Annotated in this window: 24 protein-coding genes and 2 riboswitches; of the genes, 17 read left to right on the top strand and 7 right to left on the bottom strand. The window is 39.7% G+C overall.

From position 1 onward, the window contains the following. The first annotated feature begins 4 nt into the window (after positions 1 to 4). The 4 genes from ABS917_RS17850 (at position 5) to ABS917_RS17835 (ending at position 3,910) form a co-directional block, all read left to right on the top strand. On the top strand, positions 5 to 1,183 hold the full coding sequence (locus tag ABS917_RS17850) for a M20 metallopeptidase family protein (protein WP_350480252.1): 1,179 nt from the start codon (positions 5 to 7) through the stop codon (positions 1,181 to 1,183). Between the two features lie 257 nt (positions 1,184 to 1,440). Then, complete coding sequence (locus tag ABS917_RS17845; protein ID WP_350480251.1) at positions 1,441 to 2,904, top strand: phospholipase D family protein; 1,464 nt, start codon at positions 1,441 to 1,443, stop codon at positions 2,902 to 2,904. A gap of 166 nt (positions 2,905 to 3,070) precedes the next feature. Continuing rightward, positions 3,071 to 3,313 carry a hypothetical protein gene (locus tag ABS917_RS17840; protein WP_350480250.1) on the top strand — a complete coding sequence of 81 codons (243 nt, stop codon included), beginning with the start codon at positions 3,071 to 3,073 and terminating at the stop codon, positions 3,311 to 3,313. A 303-nt stretch (positions 3,314 to 3,616) separates the two neighbouring features. Next, positions 3,617 to 3,910: a hypothetical protein gene (locus tag ABS917_RS17835; protein WP_350480249.1), complete on the top strand. Its 294-nt coding sequence runs from the start codon at positions 3,617 to 3,619 to the stop codon at positions 3,908 to 3,910. Between the two features lie 69 nt (positions 3,911 to 3,979). Here ABS917_RS17835 and ABS917_RS17830 read toward each other — a convergent pair whose 3' ends face one another. The 3 genes from ABS917_RS17830 to ABS917_RS17820 all read right to left on the bottom strand — a co-directional run bounded on the left by ABS917_RS17830 (position 3,980) and on the right by ABS917_RS17820 (position 6,492). After that, positions 3,980 to 4,318, bottom strand: a complete 339-nt coding sequence (locus ABS917_RS17830) for a hypothetical protein (protein WP_350480248.1) — start codon at positions 4,316 to 4,318, stop codon at positions 3,980 to 3,982. 140 nt (positions 4,319 to 4,458) lie between these two features. After that, on the bottom strand, positions 4,459 to 5,646 hold the full coding sequence (locus ABS917_RS17825; RefSeq protein WP_350480247.1) for a SpoIIE family protein phosphatase: 1,188 nt from the start codon (positions 5,644 to 5,646) through the stop codon (positions 4,459 to 4,461). Then, positions 5,647 to 6,492, bottom strand: a complete 846-nt coding sequence (locus tag ABS917_RS17820) for an alpha/beta fold hydrolase (protein WP_350480246.1) — start codon at positions 6,490 to 6,492, stop codon at positions 5,647 to 5,649. 258 nt (positions 6,493 to 6,750) lie between these two features. Here ABS917_RS17820 and ABS917_RS17815 point away from each other — a divergent pair, with 258 nt between their 5' ends. From ABS917_RS17815 to ABS917_RS17795, 5 genes are all read left to right on the top strand, one after another. Further along, positions 6,751 to 8,325, top strand: coding sequence for a histidine kinase N-terminal 7TM domain-containing diguanylate cyclase (locus tag ABS917_RS17815; RefSeq protein ID WP_350480245.1), 1,575 nt, complete (start codon positions 6,751 to 6,753; stop codon positions 8,323 to 8,325). 147 nt (positions 8,326 to 8,472) lie between these two features. Next, entirely contained in the window at positions 8,473 to 8,706 is a 234-nt protein-coding gene (locus tag ABS917_RS17810) for a hypothetical protein (protein WP_350480244.1), read from the top strand. A gap of 24 nt (positions 8,707 to 8,730) precedes the next feature. Then, positions 8,731 to 9,036 (top strand): hypothetical protein, encoded by a 306-nt coding sequence (locus ABS917_RS17805; RefSeq protein ID WP_350480243.1) that lies wholly within the window; start codon positions 8,731 to 8,733, stop codon positions 9,034 to 9,036. Positions 9,037 to 9,055: 19 nt separating this feature from the next. Continuing rightward, entirely contained in the window at positions 9,056 to 9,394 is a 339-nt protein-coding gene (locus ABS917_RS17800; protein WP_350480242.1) for a 4-aminobutyrate aminotransferase, read from the top strand. A 27-nt stretch (positions 9,395 to 9,421) separates the two neighbouring features. Further along, positions 9,422 to 10,345 (top strand): MBL fold metallo-hydrolase, encoded by a 924-nt coding sequence (locus ABS917_RS17795; protein WP_350480241.1) that lies wholly within the window; start codon positions 9,422 to 9,424, stop codon positions 10,343 to 10,345. Positions 10,346 to 10,653: 308 nt separating this feature from the next. On the opposite strand, the gene ABS917_RS17790 is transcribed toward ABS917_RS17795, so the two are convergent. Both ABS917_RS17790 and thiC read right to left on the bottom strand, forming a co-directional pair. After that, complete coding sequence (locus ABS917_RS17790) at positions 10,654 to 10,821, bottom strand: serine protease (RefSeq protein WP_065216839.1); 168 nt, start codon at positions 10,819 to 10,821, stop codon at positions 10,654 to 10,656. Positions 10,822 to 10,842: 21 nt separating this feature from the next. After that, positions 10,843 to 12,627 carry a phosphomethylpyrimidine synthase ThiC gene (gene thiC / locus ABS917_RS17785; RefSeq protein WP_350480263.1) on the bottom strand — a complete coding sequence of 595 codons (1,785 nt, stop codon included), beginning with the start codon at positions 12,625 to 12,627 and terminating at the stop codon, positions 10,843 to 10,845. A 150-nt stretch (positions 12,628 to 12,777) separates the two neighbouring features. Next, positions 12,778 to 12,892: riboswitch (TPP riboswitch) on the bottom strand. Positions 12,893 to 13,207: 315 nt separating this feature from the next. Beyond that, a riboswitch (cobalamin riboswitch) is annotated at positions 13,208 to 13,387 on the top strand. A 95-nt stretch (positions 13,388 to 13,482) separates the two neighbouring features. Here thiC and cobT point away from each other — a divergent pair. Next, complete coding sequence (cobT, locus tag ABS917_RS17780) at positions 13,483 to 14,541, top strand: nicotinate-nucleotide--dimethylbenzimidazole phosphoribosyltransferase (protein ID WP_350480240.1); 1,059 nt, start codon at positions 13,483 to 13,485, stop codon at positions 14,539 to 14,541. A gap of 574 nt (positions 14,542 to 15,115) precedes the next feature. Continuing rightward, positions 15,116 to 15,427, top strand: a complete 312-nt coding sequence (locus ABS917_RS17775) for a hypothetical protein (protein WP_008405307.1) — start codon at positions 15,116 to 15,118, stop codon at positions 15,425 to 15,427. A gap of 119 nt (positions 15,428 to 15,546) precedes the next feature. Here ABS917_RS17775 and ABS917_RS17770 read toward each other — a convergent pair whose 3' ends face one another. Continuing rightward, the gene (locus ABS917_RS17770; RefSeq protein ID WP_065216841.1) at positions 15,547 to 15,849 is read right to left on the bottom strand and encodes a YunC family protein; all 303 of its coding nucleotides are present in this window, start codon (positions 15,847 to 15,849) and stop codon (positions 15,547 to 15,549) included. Positions 15,850 to 16,279: 430 nt separating this feature from the next. Between ABS917_RS17770 and ABS917_RS17765 the strand changes: the two genes are divergently transcribed. Next, entirely contained in the window at positions 16,280 to 18,343 is a 2,064-nt protein-coding gene (locus ABS917_RS17765) for a choice-of-anchor I family protein (RefSeq protein ID WP_350480239.1), read from the top strand. 181 nt (positions 18,344 to 18,524) lie between these two features. After that, positions 18,525 to 19,367: a hypothetical protein gene (locus ABS917_RS17760; protein WP_350480238.1), complete on the top strand. Its 843-nt coding sequence runs from the start codon at positions 18,525 to 18,527 to the stop codon at positions 19,365 to 19,367. A gap of 106 nt (positions 19,368 to 19,473) precedes the next feature. Here the strand turns inward: ABS917_RS17760 and ABS917_RS17755 are convergent, their stop codons facing one another. After that, positions 19,474 to 20,070: a TetR/AcrR family transcriptional regulator gene (locus ABS917_RS17755; protein ID WP_350480237.1), complete on the bottom strand. Its 597-nt coding sequence runs from the start codon at positions 20,068 to 20,070 to the stop codon at positions 19,474 to 19,476. Between the two features lie 87 nt (positions 20,071 to 20,157). On the opposite strand from ABS917_RS17755, the gene ABS917_RS17750 reads away from it, so the two are divergent. From ABS917_RS17750 to ABS917_RS17735, 4 genes are all read left to right on the top strand, one after another. After that, complete coding sequence (locus tag ABS917_RS17750) at positions 20,158 to 20,847, top strand: CoA transferase subunit A (protein WP_483316071.1); 690 nt, start codon at positions 20,158 to 20,160, stop codon at positions 20,845 to 20,847. Beyond that, positions 20,834 to 21,478: a 3-oxoacid CoA-transferase subunit B gene (locus ABS917_RS17745; protein WP_350480236.1), complete on the top strand. Its 645-nt coding sequence runs from the start codon at positions 20,834 to 20,836 to the stop codon at positions 21,476 to 21,478. Before ABS917_RS17750 ends, ABS917_RS17745 begins: the two co-directional genes overlap by 14 nt. Then, positions 21,475 to 22,800: an MFS transporter gene (locus ABS917_RS17740; RefSeq protein ID WP_350480235.1), complete on the top strand. Its 1,326-nt coding sequence runs from the start codon at positions 21,475 to 21,477 to the stop codon at positions 22,798 to 22,800. Before ABS917_RS17745 ends, ABS917_RS17740 begins: the two co-directional genes overlap by 4 nt. A gap of 207 nt (positions 22,801 to 23,007) precedes the next feature. Further along, on the top strand, positions 23,008 to 25,053 hold the full coding sequence (locus tag ABS917_RS17735; RefSeq protein WP_350480234.1) for a catalase: 2,046 nt from the start codon (positions 23,008 to 23,010) through the stop codon (positions 25,051 to 25,053). Positions 25,054 to 25,161 lie beyond the last annotated feature (108 nt).

Below are 25,161 nucleotides of genomic sequence, written 5' to 3'. Positions count from 1 at the left end.
AAACATGAAGAATATTTTTGACATACTGGAACAGCATTTTGAAGAAATGGTAGCGATCCGTCGTTACTTGCATGAAAACCCGGAACTTTCGCATGAAGAGGTGGAGACGCCAAAATATATTGCAGAATACCATCGAGCGCTTGGACATGAAGTACGTGAAGGTGTAGGTGGTCGAGGAGTAGTGGCTACATTGCGTGGGGGTCAACCTGGTAAAACGGTGGCATTACGTGCAGATTTCGATGCACTGGCAATTCAGGAGCAAAATGATGTCCCATATAAATCGAAGGTGGATGGCCGAATGCATGCATGCGGTCATGACGGGCATACGGCGTCACTCCTTGTATTGGCAAAAGCACTGAACAAAATCCAGGACGAGATTCAGGGGAATGTCGTGTTCATCCACCAATTCGGTGAAGAAATTGCGCCGGGTGGAGCGATTGCGATGATTGAAGATGGCTGCCTGGACGGAGTAGATGTCATTTTCGGCCAGCATTTATGGGCACCGGTAGAGCATGGGAAAATTGCTGTATGCGAAGGTCCGTTAATGGCTGCAGCAGATGGCTTCTACATTACGATTAAAGGAAAAGGCGGACACGGTGCGAAACCACAGGAAACGAAAGACTCGATTTACATCGGCTCGCAATTTGTTGTGAATGCCCAACAGCTTTTAGGCAGACGTATTAGTCCTGTGAAACCGGCAGTTATTTCGGTTTGTCACTTTGAAGCGTTAAATCCATTTAACGTCATTGCTGATTCCGTAAAAATCAAAGGAACGGCACGTGTATTTGATGAAGAAACGCGTGACCTGATTGAACGTGAGCTGGAAGATGTTCTGAAGGCAGCGTGCTTAGTGATGAAGGCTGATTACGAATACAATTATGTGCACGGCTATTCAGCTGTCATTAATGATCGGGAAACAACAAGATTCTTCATCGAACAGGCAAAGGATACACCGGGTGTTGAGGAAGTGGTCATTTGCGAACCGGAAATGGGCGGAGAAGACTTTGCCTACTATTTAGAAAAAGTACCGGGAACATTTTATTTCACAGGTGCCCGTGATCCTGAGAAAGAAGAAGCATATCCGCATCACCATCCAAAGTTCGATATCGACGAGCGCGCACTTCTTGTTGCTGCAAACACACTTGCGAAGGCGACTTTAGAGTATTTAAAGAAGCACTCTTAATGATAAAAAGATTTTATAACGAAATGCGAAAACCAGTTGTTTTAATGGTTTTCGCATTTTTTTATAGTGAAATTTGAACGTCGGAAATGGAAAGTGGTTTTTCGCATCTATATAACTTGAATTCTAATGATTTAATCTGTAAAAATTTAATCTTTATTAGCTTTCAGCCTGGAAATTCCACCCAAAATGCAAGCAAGCGCTGTTTAACTTTGCTTGATCACGGGAACTAATAGCACAAGAGTATTGGGGGAATTTCGATGGGAAAAGTTCAGAAGAAATGGAACAGTTGGAGTCGCAGAAAAAAAGTTATAAGCGTTCTTATACTTCTTTTGATTGTGCTATATATAGGAGAAATGTTATGGCATACATATAAACCATTGCCGAAAGATATTTCCTATGAAGGGGAATTACATAGAACTGACAATATTGAAATGATAACGGATTTAACTTATGCGCAAGACCAAGAAGGTACGAATCGGAAACATGAAAATCAGATATTTGATGAAGTTTATACATTGATTGATGATGCCGAACAGTTTGTGGTGGTGGACTTCTTTTTGATGGATGGGTATTTCGATGAAAAAGAAGACTTCCCGCCAATCGCAGATAACCTCTCTGACAAGCTTGCAGAGAAAAAGAAAAACAATCCCGATATGCCGGTTGTTTTCATCACCGATCCGCTAAATAAGGGCTATGGTTCCTATGAAACGCCGTGGTTCAAGAAGATGCGTGAAGCTGGGGTAGAAATCATTTACACTGATTTAGAACCACTAAGGGATTCCACGCCAATTTATTCAGGCTTATACCGATTATTTTTTCAATGGTTCGACCATGACGGCAAGGGATGGATTGGCAACGCCATGGCGAGCAAAGCACCAAAAATGAACGTATCTTCCTATTTGGAACTGCTCAACGTAAAAGCCAACCACCGCAAAGCGGCCGTTTCGGAAAAGGAAGCGATTATCACATCATCAAACCCGCATGATGCAAGTGGCTTTCACGGAAATCTTGCTTTGAAAGTAACGGGCCCAGTCATAAACGATATTCTGGAGGCAGAAGAAGCGGTGTCACTCATGTCGGATGGTCCGAAGTTGCCGAGGGCTGATATTTCTCAGCAAGATGACGGCCAGTATGCAGTACAATATTTGACCGAGAAGAAAGTTCTGGATGCTTTGCTTCAAGATTTAGCTGCGACAAAAGCAGGGGATAAAATTTGGATTGGCATGTTCTTTATTGCTCAGCGCGACATTGTCAACGCCTTAACCGATGCAGTAAACCGGGGCGTGCAGGTGAATATGATTCTAGACCCGAATGAAAACTCATTTGGCCAGGAAAAGTCCGGCCTGCCGAATCGACCGGTTGTGAATGAGCTGCTTGAGGATACAAATGAACAAATCAACATTCGCTGGTACAATACCGTAGTTGGCCAATACCATACAAAAGCCATTTGGATTCAAACAGCGGAACAAACAATCATTTCAAGCGGTTCTTCCAACTATACGGAACGAACATTGGAGAATTACAACTTGGAAAATAACGTACGCATCCTCGCTCCAAATGATAGCGCGCTCGCCTTGGATATGGAACAATATTTTGAGCGACTTTGGAAGAATGAAGATGCTCTCTACACACTTGATGTGGAAGAATTTCAGGATAACCTCTCCTGGTGGCAGCGCTGGATTTACACGGCTCAAAAAGTAGCCAAAGTAACCACGTATTAACGGGAAAAAGGAGATGCCCCTATTTGAACGTGGCATCTCCTTTTTTCCGTTCCTGAAACCTCTCTAACCTCATATGTAAACTAATCAGGGCGAGTATCCAACCCAAACTTTTCCCTAAACATAAACTGGTTATAAGTCTAATTTCAAAAGGAGTGCACCTTGCCTCATGCAAAATATGGAACAAATGCCTCACTATAGCCAAAATACTAGAGGTATTCAAAATTGTTTATATCGTTTCACATATATGTGGCTTAGAAATAATGATAATTTTTGGTTTTACTTAACAGCGGTCGGAGAATCAAGAGTTTATGGTTTTAGATTTTTCGGCGGAAGATGGAACCAATATTCGATTGCTTTAAGCGATATTGTTTCCTACCACTGTTCTCCTCCAACTCCAACTTTATATTAAAGAACTGCTCAAGAAAGTTTGGGGAATTCGGGAATTCCTGAAAAAGCAGCAAACGTTGATTTAATGACGTTTGCTGCTTTTTAGTTTAGGTCGATAGTTTTGTTATAATTAAATAAAGGGAAAAAAGGGATATTTTATAATGAGGGGGCGGTAGCCATACGAAAGAAGCAAATATGGTTTCTATTAACGATACTTATTACGGTATTAATATTAGTTTTTTACAGTAAGCGTCTAATAGTTTTTAATGAGGTCACTGAATTAGATACAGTAATTGAAAGTGCTCAAACTTCATACCCGGAAGGATTGGATTGGCATGACCTTACTTCAGAAGAACTTGAACAGCTTCGTGCAATATTAGATAGCCTGGAGGTGAGGAAGAAGTTAATCCCAAACGTACAGTCGTTTAATGCTGATTCGTATATTATTATAAATAGCAAAGAGATCGAAACCACTTATAGAATAAAATTTGATTACGAAAGAAATATAATCGGAATCATTGAAGGTCAAAAAAATATGGAACAGTATGTTGTGGAAAGGGATTCAGAATTGTTTCTCTTTGTTCAAAATCTCATTAAAAACAATGTGAAAAAATTATAAAAGAGAGGAAGTCAAAACGATTTCCTCTTTTGCTTTATAGGAATACGATAGCCTTGCTACAAGTATTCCTTAATTTTCGAACACCGTTATCTCCTTAGCTTCCAATGTTTGTCTTTCAGTACCGGCACCTACTGTTATTGGCTCTTCAAAATACACTGAAACCATATTATTAATATTTAATTCATCAAATGTTACTACATCACCAGCTTGAGTCTTAATGATTGTTTCCTCGGTTATTTTTATAGCACAAGAATAACCTATGTCATCTTTCGATTTTCTAACTAAATCTGAACAACCAACAATGATGCTTTCTTCGTCAATAGAATAGATTTCTCCGTAAATAGAATGTGTTTCATTTGAACAAGCAGTTAAAAAAATGAAACTAAATATTAAAATTAATTTCTTCAAATATAACCACCTTCATATGCTCAATATTTCGGATAAGTATTTTATTATCCTTCATTTCGTAATGAAGGGGGAACGATACGACAGATAGTCACTGCTTAGTAGGAAAATGGAAAAACAGCGAAAAGCTTTTCCGCTGTTTTTTATAACTCAACCAATATAAAACATTGGTCATCGTGATTGTATTTACTATATATATCTTCTTTATTTTCAAGTGCATGTTGAATGGTCTCTTTTGTTTTTGCTAATGGACTCGAGATTGTGTCGTTCAGCAAATGATTTAATATGTTTAGTTCAAATGCTTCGGAAACACCATCTGTATACAAAAGAATTCTTGTCTCGGGTTTATAGTGCAAAGTTCTTGATTTAAATTGAATATTATCAAATGTTCCTAATGGAGGATTCGTTGTGCTTAATTCATGCTGCATCCCATTCTTTCCTTGCACAATGGCAGGGGGGTGGCCTGCATTAATATATTCAATCGTCTGTTCACTAAGATCGATGTTTAAGTAGATTGCTGTGCAGTAATGCCACGCATCTTCGTTATGTTGGAATAAATTGTGCAGGAATTGGTCCAATTCTTTTAACACCATATCGGGTGCTACACCTCTGGAAATTAACTTCTGGAACATCGATTGAAGAGACATCGTAATTAAAGCAGATGATACCCCATGCCCCATAACATCCAGTAAAATAATGCCGTATTTTTGCGGCGTTATTTGATAAAAACCAAAAATATCACCGGATAAAGCTTTGGATGCATGATAATAAGACAGGATCTGAATATTGTCATTGATGATGTCTTTCGTTAATGCGGTTTCCTGAATTTTTTTGGCAATCTGTAAATCGCGTTCAGTTTCTCGCAGGATTTTTGTGTTGATTTGATTGGCCTGCACTAGATCCTGTTGCTTTCTTTCCAATTCCAAAACGGCCTGCTCTTTTTCTAAATACGCATCTTCCGTCATTTTTCTGGAGTTAATGAGCGCGTCTTCCAATGCGCTCCGATTATGAATCGGGAAAATAATACAGATCAACTGATTATTATCCTGGATAGATGCGTTTAATAATATAGGGATTTCTTCTTTCATTACAGTTAGTAATGTAAGGAACATCTCCTCTACAACGTGCTTCACTTTAATCAGAGGTACTAAATAAAGCTGACAAAAAATCTGAGAGGAAGCAGATAACAGCACATTAAAATGCTTTCCAATAAGATGCTCAGATGTTTGATAGTGCAGCAAATTTAGCAATGTCTTGTTGATAGTAAGAATTTTACCTTCTGAAGATAAAGTGATAAACCCGCACGGAGCGTTTTCTATGAGTTCATTCATTTAAATTTCCCCTACGCCCTCACCGATAAGTGGCACAGATTGCTCCAATAAATAATTTTTTATTAATTGAATTGTCTCCTCTGGGTCGCTCATATGTGGACAGTGACCGATTGCATTCATATAGGCAATCGTACTGTTTGGCATATTCTCATGTAGGTACTCGCCAACTACCCTTGGCGCAATGACGTCTTCAGAACATTGTAAAATAAGGGACGGGACAGTAGCTTTCGAAATATCTTTACGATTATCAGTAAAGAAACAAGCCTTTGCAAACGTATTCGCAAATAAAGGATCTGTTGAACAGAAGCGATCCTCCAAATCTTTTGCTACCCTTGCATTTGCTGTATTGTTTAATAATGTAATCGAGAAAGCATTTGCCCAACCGATATAATTTTTTTCCATTAGATCCATTAAATTGAGTAAGTCTTTCATTTCAAACCCACCGTAGTATGCAGGAGGATCATTTATATAGCTTGGTGATGGAGCGATCATGATCATTTGTGAAAAATATTCTGGTTTCGATAAAGAAGCCAATAAACCGATCATACTGCTTACCGAGTGACCTACAAAAACAGCATCTTTTAAATCGAGAGCCTCACAAATATCTAATAGATCTTGCACGTATCCGGACAGTTCTCCATATTTCATAAGGTCAAAAGCTGTAATGTCTGAATTACCAAACCCAACATAATCAAATAAAATCACTTGATAATCCTCTTCAAAAGCAGGAGAAACATCATTCCATACCGTTTGGTCACATCCGAATCCAGCAGCGAATATTAATGGTGGTTTTTCACCTTTTCCAAGAATATGTACGTTATTCCGCTTTATCGTTTTTTGGATCATGAAATACACTCCCTTCTAATATTTCGGAAAAATATTTTCATTCTATTAACTAGTAATTCTGGATGATAGAAGAAGGGAAGTAAAGGGATAAGGCTTATTTTCATAGTTTAATGATACTTTTAGTACATTAAATGGTAGGATTCCGTTTCATATTTCCCTAGCATTCTTAGTTTGTTATTGCAATAAAATATCCATTTATTTTTTAGAATGTGCTACATTATAAGAAAAAAGTGTTAATTAAGAGAGGGTAAACCAATAATGGGTTCGCAATTGACCATGTATATAACGCTTGTTTGTACGTCGGGAGTACTGAATTTGTACTTATGTCTCTATGCCTTTAGCAAACGTCATAAATATACGAATATCGCAAATTATTTTATTTTCTATACAGCTGCCATTAGCATATACTGTTTCGCTTCGGCTATGACTTTAATATCGACGACGCTCGAACAAATCAGTTTCTGGAACACCATTCTCTACATCGGGATGCCTACATCTGCAACATTAGGTTTATTGTACGTCATGAGCTATTTAGGCTTTAAGTTGACGGTTAGAAGAAGCATGCTCATACTTCTTATTCCGTTTATTACAATTATAATGGTAGCGACAAATAACTGGCATCATCTTCATTATCGAGTATTTGAACTAGACCCTAATTTAGGGGCACCTTTCGTTTATCAGGAGATTGGCATGTGGTACATGGTGCACGGTGTATACACGTTTTCCAGCATGTTTGTCGCGTTTTTGCTGTTGATTTCTCATTGGAAGGAAACGGCGAAGGCATATCGTCCACAATTGATTGCATTAATGTTTGGTCAGCTCGTTCCGATCGTGACGGCTTTTCTTTATTTGAATGGATTCACACCTCCAGGGGTTGATCCGGTGCCGATGATTTTATGGCTTTCTTCATTATTATATCTTTGGGCGATTAGCACTTCGCGGTTGTTTCGGATTATGCCGATTGCGAAAGATACAATCTATAATAGTATCAATGACGGGGCCATCGTATTGGATGAATCATACCGCCTCATCGAATTCAATCAAGCATCAATAGCGATGCTGCAGAATTTGAACAAATCGATGTTCGGCAAAAACTTCGTGATGTTTTGGAAGGAGCAGACAGGAGAGTCCCTGCCATTCCAATTAACGGCCGATATTGCGGACGTTCAAGAAATAAAGCTATGTTCGGAAGATGCCGAACGGGTTTATCAAGTTCGCATTACTTCATTGGAACAAGCGAGAAACAGCAAAGGTCTGTTATTGGTTTTTACGGATATTACGGAGATCAAGAGGCTACAGAAAAAACTGGAGCAGCAGGCTTATTACGATGAGCTGACTAAGATTTATAATCGGCGCGCATTTTTACAGCAAAGTGAGCAGGATTTTGAGGCAGCTAAGGAAACAGGTATGCCGTTTACGGTTCTATTAATGGATATCGATCATTTTAAACGAGTGAATGATACGTACGGTCATCATATTGGGGACCAATTGCTCGTGCACGTCGTAACGGCTTGCCAAACAAAATTGCTGGAAGAACATTTCTTCGCGCGTTATGGCGGAGAGGAGTTCGTTATTGCACTGAAAGGGTACAATGAAGCAACGGGCGAAATATTAGCCAATCAACTTCGGCGTGCTGTTGAGAAGACGCCCCTCATGACAGAAGCGGGGAATCTTTCGGCTACGTTAAGTATTGGTGTCGCGGAAGTAAAAGACTCGACAGAGGAAACATTGTACCAGCTATTGCATAAAGCAGATACCGCTTTATATGCGGCGAAAGAAGAAGGACGTAACCGAGTGAAAGTGTATGGAGCGATTAAGGAAATACGTAATTGATTTGAGGGAAACCGGCATGGAGAAATTCATGCTGGTTTTTTTTATTTGTTGAAAGGCGCGGCGAGTTTTATGAGCTGGATTCCATACTACCTGGTGTTAGGAAAATATGTTAGCATAGTAAAATAATAACTAAATGGGAGAGCGGTTATGGCACAAGAGAATTCAAAGGCGATTTCTATATGTATTAGCTTAATCATAGCTCACATTATGTGTGCAGGTTTCTTGTTGAAAAATATCCAGCTTATTTTTAATCCGACTTCAATCGTTGCTAAGTGGTTAGCGGTGATTTCTTCTATTCTGTTTTCGTTTTTGTTCATCGTCTCGTTATGGGCAACAATCAAACATTTTAAAAGAACAGATGCGCTGGATTATCATACATAAACAATTTAAAGCAGGGGGATTGTGATGATTGGTTATATTCTAACAGGGTTTTTGTTAATCTTTGCGATTAGTAAATTTTATAAATATAGGGTGACTTTTAAACAGCTGTCGAAAAAGGAATGGCTACAATTTGGTGCAGGTTTTTTATTGGCATGGGCTGGAGCTGTTTTCATCATTATAGGTGGATCCAACATAACGGATAAGATTGAAATCACATGGTTAAAAAACCTTTTGGAAATTGGAATGATTTTGATTGGCTTGGCTTTGGCAGGCATCATTATGAATAAAATCTTGCCGAATAAAATAAAGGATTTTTATTCGGGAGATTAGTGAAACGGGGAAAATCAAAATGGATGAAATGATCGGATATGCAGTAGTCGGAATCATTATTACATGTTTAATTTATGCTTTAATTAAACAAATTAAAGAGACAAAGCATAGCGGAAATTGCATTGGCAGCCCGCTGTATCGAAAACAATTGGCAAGAAAAAATAAAGTGATGACAATTGCGTTATTTGGAATTCTAGTATTTTACACATTGAATATCTTGAGCGGTATCACTTCATCTATCCAGGTATCAGACAGCTTAACTACACGCGGGACTTTGTTGAGTTTTTTTGTTTACTTTTTTGCAAGGATAATAATGAAACCAAAGCAGAATGATTATAGTAGGAATTTATATAATTAAGCTTTTAAGAAGTAGGAGAGTGCTGCGATGAGAAAACGCTTTTCAAATTTAGACGAAAATGATCGGCTCGGTACTTTTAAAGATGTCCTGAAATGGCAGCGGTCAAAGCAAAAGAAAGTCGTCGATTACGAAGTACCGCAGTGTGAAGAAAAGCAGATTGCCTTTTTACAAAGTAATCGCTCGGAGCAGTCCGTTACGTGGATTGGCCACTCGACATTTTTGATTCAAAAAGAAGGGCTCAATATTTTAACGGACCCGGTTTGGGCAAATTGGATGGGTGTGGCGAAACGATTAACGGAGCCAGGTTTGAGGTTAGATGAATTACCGGAAATTGATATCGTTCTGATCTCGCATGCGCATTATGATCACCTTCACGTACCTACGTTAAAATTATTGAAGAAACGAAACCCGAATATATTGTTTCTCATTCCGGTAGGGCTCGATTATTTAATGAAGCGTCATACGCTGCACAACTTTATTGAGCTTTCGTGGTACGACAAGCATGAGACAGGGGCGCTTGAAATTCATTTCGTTCCCGCTCAGCATTGGACAAGGCGCATGCTCTGGGATACCAACACATCGCATTGGGGCGGCTTCGTATTGCAAAAGGCATCAGATGCACAAAGTATTTACTATGCCGGAGACAGCGGGTATTTTAGAGGGTTCAAAGATATTGGAGAACGCTTTCACATTCATACAGCATTAATGCCGATTGGTGCATACGAGCCAGAATGGTTTATGCATACATCCCACGTCACACCGGAAGAAGCAATCCAGGCATTTTGCGATGTCAGGGCGCAAGTGTTCATCCCGATGCATTACGGTGCGTATATGCTGGCAGATGATACACCGAAGGAAGCGATTGATCGGCTGCATTTTCATTGGCTGCAGGCGAATTTAGAAAATGAACAATTAAAATCGTTAGCGATCGGGGAGACCTTTCGAATGTAATTGGTGGTTTGTTAAATGCTTTGAAAGATTATCATCAGCCCAGAACAGCAGAATTCAAATTTGTGATTTTCATACTCGGAAAAAGGATTATTGCCGTGTTTTGTATATTGAGGCAGGCAAAACGAAATTGAAAAGGAAGAAATGGCCCTCCATGAAAAGATTGATCCAGCATTTCCAGAAGGAGATGGCACGACAAAATTCACCCTCTAAACTATCTTTACTTGTTAAAGTTAAAAACCTTGCCTTAACAAAATAATTAAGGCAAGGTTTTTATGGAATCTCTTATTTCTTATGACACTTTTTATTTACTAATAATATAAAACATTTACTTTATTACACTTGATACATTTTTCATGATATTGATTTCCCTTAAAATGATGATCACAATTTTGCTGGATTTCTTTTAAACTTTTCTCCAAAACAGCAAGGTGAGTTTTGAGCTGATTAATTTCCTCTTCAATTTTTCCGACTTTCATCCTAATGACCCCCTAAGAAAGTTACTGATATATGTTACCACCAGATTGCTTAAACTGTTCAGCTTTTTCCTTCATACCTATTTCAATAGCTTCCTTCGTATCAAGTTCTTTTTCTTTTGCAAAATTACGAATATCTTGAGAGATTCTCATACTGCAAAATTTAGGTCCACACATAGAACAGAAATGTGCTGTTTTTGCACCTTCAGCAGGTAAAGTTTCATCATGATATTCGATTGCACGTTCAGGATCTAAAGATAAATTAAACTGATCTCTCCAACGGAATTCAAAACGAGCTTTTGATAAGGCATCATCTCTTTTATGTGCTCCTGGATGCCCTTTTGCCAAATCAGCAGCATGTGCAGCAATTTTATAAGTGACAACCCCTACACGAACATCATCTCTATTCGGTAAACCTAAATGTTCTTTTGGCGTTACATAACAAAGCATCGCTGTCCCATACCAACCAATCATTGCAGCTCCAATAGCAGATGTAATGTGATCATAGCCAGGAGCTATATCAGTTGTAAGAGGGCCTAAAGTATAGAAAGGAGCTTCCTTACAAACTTCCAGTTGTTTGTCCATGTTTTCTTTTATAAGGTGCATTGGCACGTGTCCCGGTCCTTCAACCATAACCTGTACATCATGCTCCCAAGCAATTTTTGTTAGTTCTCCAAGAGTTTCTAATTCCGCAAATTGAGCTTCATCATTGGCATCTGCAATGGAACCAGGACGTAAGCCATCCCCTAAAGAGAATGAAACATCATAAGTTTTCATGATTTCACAGATTTCTTCAAAGTGAGTATATAAAAAATTTTCTTTATGGTGGTGAAGACACCATTGTGCCATAATAGATCCACCTCGGGATACAATACCTGTTAAACGTTTTGCTGTTAACGGAACATACCGTAAAAGAACACCAGCATGAATGGTGAAGTAATCCACCCCTTGTTCGGCTTGTTCAATCAATGTATCACGGTAAACCTCCCATGTTAGGTCTTCAGCAACACCATTTACTTTTTCTAGTGCTTGATAAATAGGTACGGTACCGACAGGAACAGCCGAATTTCGAATAATCCATTCCCGTGTTGTGTGAATGTTTTTACCTGTTGATAGGTCCATAATATTATCAGCACCCCAACGTGTTGCCCATGTCATTTTTTCAACCTCTTCTTCGATGGAAGATGAAACAGCAGAATTGCCAATATTCGCGTTAATTTTTACATGAAAGTTACGACCTATTATCATGGGCTCTGATTCTGGATGGTTGATATTAGAAGGAATAATCGCTCGACCCTTTGCAACTTCATCCCGTACGAATTCAGGTTTCATATTTTCTCTAATTGCGATAAATTCCATTTCAGGCGTGATAATTCCTTTTCGTGCATAATGAAGTTGTGTAATATTTTTCCCTTTTTTAGCCCGTAACGGTTTCCGCTTTAAACCAGGAAACACGTTATGATTAGCACGAGGATCGTTTTTATCTTTATAACCATTATCCTCAGGCTTGATTTCACGACCATCATATTCCTCCACATCGCCACGTTCTTGAATCCATGTACTGCGAAGGGCAGGGAGACCTTTTGTAATATCGACAGAATGATCAGGGTCTGTATAAGGTCCGCTGGTGTCATACACACGTACTGGAGGATTTTCCTCTTCTCCAAACGTACCAGTTGTCGGGCTTAACTCGATTTCACGCATTGGAACCTTAATGTCAGGTCTAGAGCCTGTTACATATACTTTTTTGCTACCTGAAAAGTTAGACATAATGGAAATACTCTGTTCGTTTAATGAAGATGGTGACATTGACATAATAAATCTCTCCTTTTTTGAATATAAGGACAAGAGATAGAGCACAACAGTGAGGAGCTTAAAAAAGCTTATGAAGTACATAAAAAAGCCGGTGTCCAATAAATGGTCGGACCCGGCTAATATGTATACAGAAGTAGTATTACTATAATACGATGCTAACTTCCCCACGCTGGTATGATCCAGATCAGGTCCCAAGAGTCAAGAAACTTCAACGTGTTTCATTCTCAGCCCAACTTATTGGACTCCCCTAGTTATTTCTATTCAATTTTATATTAGTATACATGAAACTTAATTGAGATAAAAGGGAAAATTCAGAAAAGTATTTGTTAGATGAATTACCTTACCAGTTATTGATATCGTACTCATTTCGCATGCACATTACAAACCTCTGCATGTCTCGACGTTAAGAACATTAAAGAAACAAAACCCGAACGTATTATTATTTCTGATGAGTCAACATTCTCAAGAGGTGGACTTTTTTTATATTTAAGGAATTCTGAATCAGAAAACGTTTTAATTCCTGCTTATTGAAAATCATCCTTGACGAAAAAAGTCGTTCGTCGTAAAGTAATGTTAAATTCATCAAGCATTAGGTGCCCGTTAAGGGAGAATAGGGAATAAAGTGAAAAGCTTTAGCGTAATCCCAACACTGTATAGAGGAGTTCCATAGCAAAGCCCACTGGATATAGATCTGGGAAGGGGTTATGGAATCGTGAATCTGAGCCAGGAGACCTGCCTAAGTACGCTTCCTGTTTATAGACACTGGATATGTCTGTAGTTTATTTGTTATCGAATAAACTGCAGGCTATTTTTATTGTCAAAATTCATTCAAATAGGGGGAAACGAAACATGAAATTACTAAAGCAAACGATTGAACAAATTAAAGAAATCGACCGACAAATGGAAGGCAAAGCACGTCAGTACATAGACTCTTTAGCAAAGCCGCCTCAAAGTTTAGGGAAGCTCGAATCTTTAGCAATGCAAATCGCCACAATTACCGGTGAGCTTGCGCCGAAAATCGATAACAAAGCGATGATCGTCATGGCGGCAGACCACGGTGTGTATGAGGAAAGGGTAACGCCAAATCCACAAAGTACAACGGTTTTCCAAACACTTTCATTTCCGAAAGGGACGACAGGGATGTGTACGATTGCGAAAATTACAAATGCACAAGTTATCCCGGTGGATATCGGTGTAAAAGAAGACTTACCTCAAAACGCAGGGGTAATCATTAAAAAGGTGAAATACGGGACAGACAATATGGCGAAAGGTCCTGCAATGACCCGAGAAGAAGCGATTCAGGCGATTGAAGTAGGGATTGAAGTTGCAACTGAAGCCATTCAAAGCGGTATTAATCTTATCGGTACAGGAGAAATGGGCATCGGGAATACGACACCTAGTGCTGCTGTGCTTTCGGTACTTCATGGGTGTGACCCATTGGAAGTAACGGGCTTCGGAGCTGGAGTTGGTGCTGGCGGCATTGAATATAAAGCAGAAGTGATTCGAAAAGCGATTGCATTGAATGAGCCGAATGCGGATGATCCGATTGATGTAGTGGCAAAAGTAGGCGGACTGGAGATTTGCGGGATGGCAGGAATCTTCCTTGCAGCTGCAGCGAATCGTGTGCCGGTCGTAGTTGACGGGTATATTTCAACCGTTTCGGCTTTAATCGCCTATAAATTGAATCCGAATGTGAAAGCGTATTTGATTCCATCCCATTTATCGGAAGAGCCAGGGGCAAAAATTGCGGCAGAGCTTTTAGGATTGGAACCGATGCTGCATATGAATATGCGACTTGGAGAAGGATCAGGTGCTGCACTAGCGTTTCCGATTCTTGACGCGGCATGTTCGATGATTACGAATATGGTCACATTGGAAGAAGCGGCAGCGCTTTTAGTGGCCAAGTAGAAAAGTTTTTCAAAAAGAAAAAAATCATAAAATAAAATTTATTAAACGGGCTACATTAAAAGAAACCATTACTTTTAATGTAGCCTTTTTTCAAATGAATAAGGTAAACCCGGAAAATAAGTACAGTTTTTCAGTCTAATCTATTTGTTTTACCAGTAAAATAACAATAAGCGGAACTTTCCGTTTAATGTACTAAGCGAGGAATACAATAAAGAAAGCCTTATCCAACCCTCGTAAATCTAGTGTTTGACCAAAACATTACAGTTAATGAATAGAATTTGATTTAATTTTACTGAAAATTCTGTAAAATTCAAGCGATTGTCCTGTCAAATGCTTTCCCTTTGTAATATCCTATATTAACAAAATGTAAAAACGTATCCGAACTGTTAATAATAGCTAAAAAAGTGCTTTTTTAATTGAACTTGGAATAAAGTAACCGGTAAATAGGGTAATGAAATAATAAGACCAATTAAGAGGAGAGGCGGGAGGGGCATAAAAGGGAACGGGGTGATCACTATTTCTCCGTATGTGAAAGGTCGTTTTTGAATATATTCGAGAAAAGGATGAAGATAATATGAATCAAATTTTTAAAAAAGATGAGTTTATTATTATTCCTTTTTATAAAGGGCGAAAGCAGGAGTTTATGGTCGTCAATACGAAGAAGGAATTTAAAAATGGACATACGCACTTAAAGTCATTTAAGATGGCCAAGTATTTGATCAACCTTGCGCGATGCCAAAAAATCAATTCCGGGTTAAGACCATATTTATTAACAAGCCTTACAAGAATATCAGCAGACCGTGAATATATTCAGAAATTGGAAGAGCTTCTAGCCGTGAAAAGAAGTAAAGGATCAAAAGCTTCTTATTATAATAAAGCGATTTAATTCTCCAAACACGATTGAACCTAAGTAAGTACAATAAAATATAGACCGCTTTTTCAATAAATAGAAAGAGCGGTTTTTGTATGGGGTGGAACTCATTTCGCAAAAGCTTACATATTTGGCTAAATCATTTTTAATAACGCTTCTTCACCAATCATACCTTCTTCAATACCGTACGCTCTCGCTTCGTATGTGACGGATTCCAGTGGAGCTTTAAGTAAGTCATCGATCGTTCGAACACCGACTGCACGCCCAGCAATGATTTTACGATCGGCCAACTTTTCATTTAACAGCCCGACATCGAGTGCACCACACATAATGTACCCATGCTCATTCGAAATCGTCAGCAATGTTGTTTTAGGTAATTGAACCGTTACAGCAGTAAATAAATGACCTTGAAGATCAATCGTTTCCGTATAGACGATAACCTTCTCCCCCTTTCATATAAATCATATGAAACAATTGAAAAATGGTACTTATTTTGGGGGAAATTTATGTAGGGTATTTCAAAAGAGTTGCTTTTTCCACTTTCCCCAGCTTTCGTTCTACATTCAAGGTGCCAAGTTCTACTTTCTGGCCGAACTGTTCTACTTTCAAGCCGGAACTTTCTAATATTCCCGAACCATTCCACTTTTGAGCTAAGTTGTTCCACTTTCCCCAGCTTTCGTTCTACATTCAAGGCATAGAGTTCTACTTTCGCCCCGATCCGTTCTACATTCAATCCGGAATTTTCTACTTTCCCCGGTCTTTCATTTCACCCAGCACAACAATACTTACAAACTCTAACAAATCCTTCATATAACCTTAACATTCCACCTTTACACTTAGAAAAAATGTAAAGGTGGAATGTTGTCTATGTCTAGGAAATTATTAGCAGCGGCACTTATTGGAGCGGCGGTCACTACTCCTGCCATTATCGCAGAAGCAGCATTAAGTTTGGATGCCCGCTATGATTCAGGTGTTCAAAATGAAGATGGCGGTACAACGGAAATCGTTGCGTATAACCCGCACTCACATGCAACATATGTCGTAAATGGCGAAACGAAAAAAATCGAAGCAATCTCACTAAATTATACAAAAGACGAAGCAATGAATTTAAAGCCTTTCCTTTCGATTGATATCGCGAAAACGATTGCCTCATTTGACCAAACTTTTGAATACGGGGACTTAACAAGTATTACGGTGCATCCGAAAGAAAATGTGATTGCGGTGTCTGTACAGGCAAAAGGCTACAATACTGCCGGTTATGCCGTAGTACTCACTGGTGAAGGCAAGCTTCTTGGCGCTACAAAAGTAGGCAGTCAACCGGATAACATTACATTCACAACAGACGGGACGAAGCTTTTAACGGCAAATGAAGGCGAACCGCGTGAAGGTTATGGCAAGGATATTGTGGACCCGAAAGGCAGCATTTCTGTTATTGATACAGCAAACGGCTATGACGTTTTAACAGAAGAGACGCTTTTCTTCGATGCATTCGATACACCTGAAAAGCGCGCTGAGCTCGTGGCAGACAATGTAATATTAAAGAAAAATACGAACCCTTCTGATGATTTAGAGCCAGAATACATAGCAGTTAATGAAGCGAGCACAAAAGCATATGTAGCGTTACAGGAAAACAATGCCGTTGCCACTATTGATTTAACATCAAATGAAGTGGTGTCTGTAAAAGGTCTTGGCTTCAAAGACCACAGCAAGCCTGGCAATGAAATCGATTTATTGAAAGACGGCAAAATTGATATTAAAAATGAAAGCTATTTCGGAATCTATATGCCGGATGGAATGGCGACCGTCTCGATTAATGGCAAAGATTATCTCATTACGGCCAATGAAGGCGATGGACGGGAATGGGGCGATGAAGACAGCGAAAACTTCCATCTGAATGAAATTGAAACTGAAGAGGAAATTGTGACGTATGACACATCCGGCTATGACGGCTTCGTCGATGGACAGGATTATATTTTCGGTGCACGTTCGTTTGCGATTTTTGATGCAGAGACGATGGATGTCGTGTTCGATAGCGGCAGTGATTTCGAGACGATTACCGCCAAGCACCATCCCGAACATTTCAACGCAAGTAATACGAACGTAAAACTTGATAATCGCAGCGGCAAAAAAGGACCTGAACCGGAAGATGTGAAAGTCGGCAAAATAGGTGATGAAATCTTTGCCTACATTGGGCTGGAGCGTATCGGCGGTGTCATGATGTACAATATCACAAACCCGGCAAGCGCAAAGTTTGAAGACTATTTAAATTTACGTGACTTCTCGGATGAAATCGCAGGTGATGTCTCTCCAGAAGGGATGGCTGTCATTACAAAGGAGGACAAACAACAGCTAGTTGTCGGTCATGAAGTGAGTGGTACGGTGACAGTGTTGAATGTAACAGAAGAACCTTCCGTATTTAAGGACATCAAGAACCATCCGGATAAAGAGGCAATCGTTAACGTGACGAAACTCGGATTATTCAATGGTATAAATGAGACAACGTTCGCACCGAACAAGCCATTTAACCGTTCACATGCGGCATTGGTACTGCACCGTTTATCAGGTACACCGGCAAGTGATGTTACGAATTTCAATGACGTGAAAGCACCTGCCACACAAGTAGCTGTTTCATGGGCAGTAGCAAACGAGTTCATCAGCCCAGTAAACAATAAAGTATTTGGTGCAGCAAAACCGATTACACGTGAAGAATTTGCCGTTGCGGTTTACAATGCATTGAAGGCGAATGGCCAAATTACAGCTGCCGAAGCACCTGCCTATACGGATGATGCAAAAATTTCCGCGCATGCAAAGCAAGCCGTTGCCTCACTGAAAGCGGCGGGCATTATGACAGGAATTGATAATGAGTTCAATCCGAAGCAATCGTTAACACGGGCGCAGGCGGCTGTTGTTATGAATAAATTGGTGAAATAACGTATCGATAAATAAAGCTCGCTGCTCCTAACACGCAGCGAGCTTTTTTGTGAGTGTTTAAAACGCCATTCCTTTTTCCATCGTAAGCCCCAGTTCACAGAATTTTTGAAATATACTTTCTCCTGAAGGGTGCAATGATTTATACTAAAATAACAACTACGAATGAACATGGGGAATGTAAATGAAAAAACTATTCGCTGCTTTTATGATGTTAGGAGCCATTTTTATAATGAATGATGCACAGGCACAGCAAAATAATACAAAATCAACCTGGCTTTGGCACACCCATACGATTACAGATGAGCAAACAATCCAGTTTCTAATAGAAAAAGAAGTAACGACCGTTTATTTGCAGATTGATCCAGCATTACCGAATGATGTGTACGCAGTCTTTATTAACAAGATGCGGGAAGCAAATATTGAAGTACAGGCGTTGGATGGCGGTCCAAATTGGAATACCGTAAACTTTGATGCTTTATGGGCATGGATTAGTCAATACCACCAGGAATATCCCGGATCGAGGTTCACGGCAGTCCATTTAGATGTAGAGCCTTATTTATCTGTATTATGGGAACAGAATCGAAACCTGGCAGTCAGTCAGTACCAAGAATTAATACAACACGCACGATATAAAATACAGTATTCAGGATTAAGATTAGAGGTCGATGTTCCGTTCTGGTATGATGAAGTGCTATATTATAACCAATTCGGTGAAGGCAACTTGGCAGAGTGGGTTATTGCGAATACCGATGGCGTCTCCATCATGGCCTACCGCAATACAGTTGCCGCATTAAAGAGCATTACAAAAAACGAAATGAATTATGCAAAGAAGTATCAAACACCGGTTGTGATTGGTGTTGAAACAATGCCGTTTCCAGATGAGCCTTATATAACATTTGCCGCTGATGGTGAAATCAAGATGAACCAAGTGCTAGACCAAGTGGCGGGTCATTATGCTAAAAACCGCTATTTTAGCGGAGTAGGTATACACTATGTGCAAAGTTGGCAAGATTTGAGGCAATAGCGCGGGCTGAAATTATATGATGAATTTTCTCGTGAAAGAATGAACTAAAATGTAGAGGACAATCCCAGGTGTTGGGATTGTCCTTTATTTATTTCTAAGAAGACCTTTACGAAAAGCCGTTTAAAAAATGCTCTAGTGCACTCGCTCCACTTTCCTGGAGAGACCGATCTTCCGGGAAAGTACACCAATAATAAATGACACCCATTGAGAGCTGAATAAAGGCGAGTTTTAGTTGTTTAATTGATAACGAAGGCTTTGTTGTGCTGGCTTCAATAACTTCGGCAATTAATGCTTCAAATAACATAAATAATTTACGATTTGGATTCCTGAAATATAAATGGGCTTCAGATTCTAAAGAAGTAGAGTAAACCACGGACAAGAACTCGCGTCCAAACGTTTCTTCTAAATAGATAAATACGTTCTCTAAAAAGAGCTGTAATCGCCCTTTTGGTGTTAATTGTATTGGTAATTCATTATATAGTTGTTCGTAATACTTATCTGCCAAGGCGAAGTGCTCATTTAGTATTTCAGCCTTTGATTTGAAGTGATGATAAAACGAACCTTTTGATGAATTACAGGCTTGTACAATTTCATCGACACTTACGTTTTTGTACCCCTTTTCTTTAAACAACTGCATGGCAATCCTTATGATGAACTCCCTCTTACTTTCTGTTTTGTGTATTTTATTTTCTCTTTTAATCAACAAAACCATCCTTTGTACATTTACTTCTCTTTTATTCTATTGTAAAATTAGACTGCAGTCTAGTTTATAAGATGAGGGGGGTCAAAATTGAAAAACAAAGTCATCCAAAATCTTTCAGAACTAAGTGGGTTATTCAAGGACAATCAGGTTATTTTAGCTGGGGGCTTCGGCTTGTCAGGTGCACCATTGACAATTATTGATCAAATGGCTGAAACCGATGTAAAGGGGTTACATGTAGTTAGTAATAATTTAGGAGATCATGGGATTGGATTACACAAACTGTTTTTACAGGGGAAGATTGAAAAGGCAATTGGTTCATTTTTTACAATGAATAGAGAGGCAGTTATTGCTTGGTCAGAAGGTAAGTTAGAAATTGAACTTTTGCCACAGGGAACATTAGCAGAAGCGATTCGTTGTGGCGGCGCGGGAATTGGAGGCTTCTATACGAAAACGGCTGTAGGTACTGAACTGGCAATCAATAAAGAAGAGCGAGTTATCGATGGAGAAACATATATTTTTGAAAAAGCGATCAAGGGCGATGTAGCCATTATTCGAGCAAAAGCAGCAGATCGTCTAGGAAATTTAATTTATCATACGACTGCCAGAAACTTTAATCCAATGATGGCAACTGCGGCAGAAACGGTCATCGTAGAGGTTGATGAAATTTTAGAGGTAGGCGAGCTAGATCCTGAGGCAATTGTAACACCACATGTTTATGTAGATTATATTGTGCAGTCTAACTATGTGAAGGAGGGGGATTGCTATGTCAGCATTTGATCCACGGGCAGTTATCGCTAAACGCATTGCACAGGAGTTGCAGGATGGTCAAATCGTGAATTTGGGCATCGGAATTCCTACGTTAGTGACTTCTTACATTGAAGGAAAAGATGTATATCTACAATCAGAGAATGGCTTATTAGGAATGGGGCCACCTCCTTCAGAAAGTAGGATTGATGCGGATTTAATTTCGGCAGGTAAAGAACCCGTTACGATTACAAAAGATGCATCGTTTTTCAGTAGTGCCGATTCTTTTGCAATGATCCGAGGTGGTCATATCGATGTAGCTGTATTAGGAATTTTACAGGTGAACCGTTTTGGTGAAATTGCCAATTGGTCTGTACCGGGGCAACCGATTTTAGGTGTAGGTGGAGCAATGGACTTAGTAGTAGGGGCTAAAAAGGTAATTGCAGCCGCAACATTGTTTACAAAACATGGAGAGCCAAAAATTGTAGAAAGCTTAACATATCCGAGAAGCGGTATACGCAGGATAGAGATGCTAGTAACTGAATATGCAGTATTTGAATTTGAGGACGAAAAAGTAATTGTGAAGGAATTGTTAGGAGACCTTACGATTGAACAATTGCAAGACCGATTAAAAATTCAATTAGATATGGGGGTAAAGCTATGAATGAAAGCGCTTTAGCGAAACAGACGACGAAGAAAACGATGGCCCGTATTTTACCGTTTATTTTAATTCTGTATATCATTGCCTACTTAGATCGTGTAAATTTAGGGTTTGCTGCATTAGAAATGAATGCAGATTTAGCATTAACTGCTGAAGTCTTTGGTTTACTATCGGGTATCTTCTTTATCGGTTACTTCTTCTTTGAAGTCCCTAGTAATATGATTATGCATAAAGTAGGGGCAAGAATTTGGATTGCGCGAATAATGCTTTCTTGGGGAATCATTGTAATTCTGACTGGGTTTGCACAATCAGCTACACATCTTTACATTTTACGCTTTTTACTAGGTGTTGCGGAAGCCGGATTCTTTCCTGGTATTATTTTATATTTAACTTATTGGTTCCGCGAACGTGAGCGTGGTAAAGCAACAGCTGTTTTATTGTTAGCCCTGCCGATTGGAGGATTAATTGGTGCTCCATTATCAGCCTGGATTATTGATAACATTGCTTGGGCAAGTTTAGAAGGCTGGCGTTGGATGTTTATTTTGGAAGGGATACCGGCATTGATTTTAGGTGTGATTACGTTAATTTATTTAACTGATCGTCCAAGTAAAGCGAAGTGGCTTACACAAGAAGAGATTAAATGGCTGGAAGGCGAATTAGATGGAGAGCGACAAGCAGCGTTAAGGCTGAATAAGCCATCCAAATTGGAGATGCTAAAAGATGCAACCGTTTGGAAGTTAGCGATATTCTATTTTGCTGGCTATACAGGAGTATACGGCCTGTCATTCTGGGTGCCAACGATTATTAAATCACTTTCTGCAATCAATGCAACGAATATGGAAATTGGTTGGATGGCTATGTTACCCTCATTAGTCGGTATTCCTGCCATTATCTTTACCGGACTTAATGCTGACCGGACAGGAAAGCATAAACAGCATCTAGTAGTATGTTTGCTCATTGCTACAGTAGGTTTCGTAGGTTGTGCCCTTGCTACGACTCTATGGCCGATGGTTGCCATGTTGTCACTTGCTTCAGCAGGACTATACGGTTTTACAGGCAGTTTCTTTGCTTATTTAACATTCTTCTTCACCGAGTCAACAGCACCAGTAGGAATTGCACTTGTTAACTCATTTGCAGCACTTGGTGGATTCGTCGGACCAACAATTTTAGGTTTGTTTGTTTTGAAAACAGGCATGTTTGCACTGGCAATTATTTTAGTTGTCGGTATCCTGATATTATTAACAATGCCGAAAGCGAATATTGAGATTGAAGCAGAAGGCAATAAAGAAATACGGGTAACAACTTCCGGAAAACGATTAACCTAAATTAAGTACGTTTAAAATAGACTGATTATTCTGTTTTCTATATTAGATGCTGCCCAGTATGTAATTACTGGGCAGCATCTTTTTAGTGAAAGCCCTCTCCCTTTAAAACACGATGTCCGTTTATCTTTATGCATTAGCAAATACATTAGGTCTTTACATAAATTATTCCATAGATTCATACCATTTAATGTTGAGGAGGGATATTGATTGGATGAGCAAAATAACCGCAAGAACAGTAAAGACGAACAATTAGACATTTTCCGAACAGATGACAGGGGAAAAGATCTTACAACGAATCAAGGGTTAAAAGTGTCGGAGGATGAATTCTCATTAAAAGCCGGCGTGAGGGGCCCAACTTTACTCGAGGATTTTCATTTCCGTGAAAAACTAACGCATTTTGACCATGAGCGAATTCCAGAACGCGTTGTCCATGCACGTGGCTTCGGTGTGCATGGGGAGTTTCAGTTATACAAAAGCATGAAAAATTATACAAGAGCGAAATTCCTTCAGGATACATCTAGAAAGACGCCTGTATTTGTTCGATTTTCTACTGTCAATGGATCACGTGGTTCTGCGGATACCGTACGTGATGCGAGAGGATTTGCAACGAAATTCTATACCGAAGAAGGGAACTATGATCTGGTCGGCAACAATATTCCGGTCTTTTTCATCCAAGATGCCATCAAATTCCCGGATCTTGTACATGCATTTAAGCCAGAGCCTGATAATGACATACCGCAAGCCTCGACTGCCCATGATACGTTTTGGGATTTTGTCGCGAATAACCAGGAATCTGCCCATATGATAATGTGGATCATGTCAGACCGTGCCATCCCACGCAGTTTCCGAATGATGGAAGGGTTTGGTGTGCATACGTTTCGTCTCGTCAATGAGGAAGGAAAAGCACATTTCGTAAAATTCCATTGGAAGCCTTTATTGGGAACGCATTCTTTAGTATGGGACGAGGCCCGTAAACTGGCGGGCATTGATCCGGATTTTCACCGGAATGACTTATGGGGTGCGATTGAAAACGGCTTTTTCCCTGAATTCGAACTAGGTGTTCAGATTCTTGCTGAAGAGGACGAATTCAGTCTCGGCTTCGACATCCTTGACGCGACAAAGATTTGGCCGGAAGAAGACATTCCTGTAAATATTATCGGAAAGATGACGTTAAATCGGAACGTAGATAATTTCTTTTCGGAAACAGAACAGGTTGCTTTCCATATGGGGAATGTCGTACCAGGGATCGATTTTACAAATGATCCATTACTACAGGGACGGCTATTTTCGTACTTAGATACACAATTACTCCGTCTGGGCGGACCTAACTTCCATGAGATCCCGATTAACAGACCGGTTGTCCCATTCCATAACAATCAGCGGGAAGGCTTCCACCGCCAGACGATTAATCTTGGGAAAGTGAGTTATCACCGAAACTCATTAGCCGGGAACACTCCGTCACCTGTAAGTCCGGATAAAGGCGGATATGCCTCTTATCAGGAAAGAGTGGACGGTGTGAAAATCCGGGCTCGAAGTGAAAGCTTTGCCGATCATTTTTCACAAGCGACACTTTTCTGGAACAGTATGAGCCCACCTGAAAAAATGCATATCATTGAAGCGTTCAGTTTTGAACTAAGTAAAGTGAAAAGTGAATCTGTTAAACAGCAGGTAGTGAATATGTTCGCCAATGTGGATATGGAACTAGCAACCGCCTTTGCAATAAATATCGGGTCACAACCTCCGACAAGGGGCGGTTCGCCGGTAACAAAGTCCTCTCTGGCACTCAGTCAGGAAAATACAGTAAAATCCGTACAAACACGGAAAGTAGCAATCATTTTGACAGAGGGATTCAATGGTCCGGAAGTTAACTACGTGCTCTACCAATTGATTAACCAAGGCATAATTCCGGAAATTATTAGCGAACATATTGGGATGGTACACGGAACAGACGGAGTGGTCGTAAAAGCCGAATACACCTTCCTAACTGCAAAATCCGTACTGTTTGATGCTGTTTATATGGTAAGGGGAAGTAACACAAACGTCATGTTCAACAAGGATGCAGCCTACTTCATTGATGAAGCCTATTCACATTACAAGCCAATTGGTGCGACGGGCGCGGGTATTGAATGGCTGCGTGTAAATCAGATTTTAGGTCAGCCGGGTGTCATAACGGGAACAGATATGCAGGAGTTTGCAACCCAATTTATTGAAGCCATTGCAATCCAGCGGTTCTGGTATCGGGAATTAGCATAAGTATTAAAACACGTAAAACCTTACTCACAAAAGGTTTTGCGTGTTTTTTTGAGGTAATCTAATCGTAATTCCTGTTAAACGAGATCATTGTACATGGTAAACTATTAA

Source organism: Solibacillus sp. (assembly GCF_040273735.1).
In the GTDB taxonomy this organism is placed as follows: domain Bacteria; phylum Bacillota; class Bacilli; order Bacillales_A; family Planococcaceae; genus Solibacillus.
The sequence above is the reverse complement of the archived record's forward strand: the minus strand, read 5'-3'. Positions and strand labels throughout refer to the sequence as shown.

Bases quoted from the DNA above. Each gene is read 5' to 3' on its own strand.
- cobT (WP_350480240.1), top strand. From the start codon at position 13,483: ATGAAATTACTAAAGCAAACGATTGAACAAATTAAAGAAATCGACCGA.
- ABS917_RS17790 (WP_065216839.1), bottom strand. From the start codon at position 10,821: ATGAAAGTCGGAAAAATTGAAGAGGAAATTAATCAGCTCAAAACTCAC.
- ABS917_RS17800 (WP_350480242.1), top strand. From the start codon at position 9,056: ATGGATGAAATGATCGGATATGCAGTAGTCGGAATCATTATTACATGT.
- ABS917_RS17765 (WP_350480239.1), top strand. From the start codon at position 16,280: ATGTCTAGGAAATTATTAGCAGCGGCACTTATTGGAGCGGCGGTCACT.
- ABS917_RS17815 (WP_350480245.1), top strand. From the start codon at position 6,751: ATGGGTTCGCAATTGACCATGTATATAACGCTTGTTTGTACGTCGGGA.
- ABS917_RS17745 (WP_350480236.1), top strand. From the start codon at position 20,834: ATGTCAGCATTTGATCCACGGGCAGTTATCGCTAAACGCATTGCACAG.
- ABS917_RS17840 (WP_350480250.1), top strand. From the start codon at position 3,071: ATGCAAAATATGGAACAAATGCCTCACTATAGCCAAAATACTAGAGGT.
- ABS917_RS17810 (WP_350480244.1), top strand. From the start codon at position 8,473: ATGGCACAAGAGAATTCAAAGGCGATTTCTATATGTATTAGCTTAATC.
- ABS917_RS17825 (WP_350480247.1), bottom strand. From the start codon at position 5,646: ATGAATGAACTCATAGAAAACGCTCCGTGCGGGTTTATCACTTTATCT.
- thiC (WP_350480263.1), bottom strand. From the start codon at position 12,627: ATGTCACCATCTTCATTAAACGAACAGAGTATTTCCATTATGTCTAAC.
- ABS917_RS17740 (WP_350480235.1), top strand. From the start codon at position 21,475: ATGAATGAAAGCGCTTTAGCGAAACAGACGACGAAGAAAACGATGGCC.
- ABS917_RS17845 (WP_350480251.1), top strand. From the start codon at position 1,441: ATGGGAAAAGTTCAGAAGAAATGGAACAGTTGGAGTCGCAGAAAAAAA.
- ABS917_RS17850 (WP_350480252.1), top strand. From the start codon at position 5: ATGAAGAATATTTTTGACATACTGGAACAGCATTTTGAAGAAATGGTA.
- ABS917_RS17805 (WP_350480243.1), top strand. From the start codon at position 8,731: ATGATTGGTTATATTCTAACAGGGTTTTTGTTAATCTTTGCGATTAGT.
- ABS917_RS17795 (WP_350480241.1), top strand. From the start codon at position 9,422: ATGAGAAAACGCTTTTCAAATTTAGACGAAAATGATCGGCTCGGTACT.
- ABS917_RS17775 (WP_008405307.1), top strand. From the start codon at position 15,116: ATGAATCAAATTTTTAAAAAAGATGAGTTTATTATTATTCCTTTTTAT.
- ABS917_RS17820 (WP_350480246.1), bottom strand. From the start codon at position 6,492: ATGATCCAAAAAACGATAAAGCGGAATAACGTACATATTCTTGGAAAA.
- ABS917_RS17760 (WP_350480238.1), top strand. From the start codon at position 18,525: ATGAAAAAACTATTCGCTGCTTTTATGATGTTAGGAGCCATTTTTATA.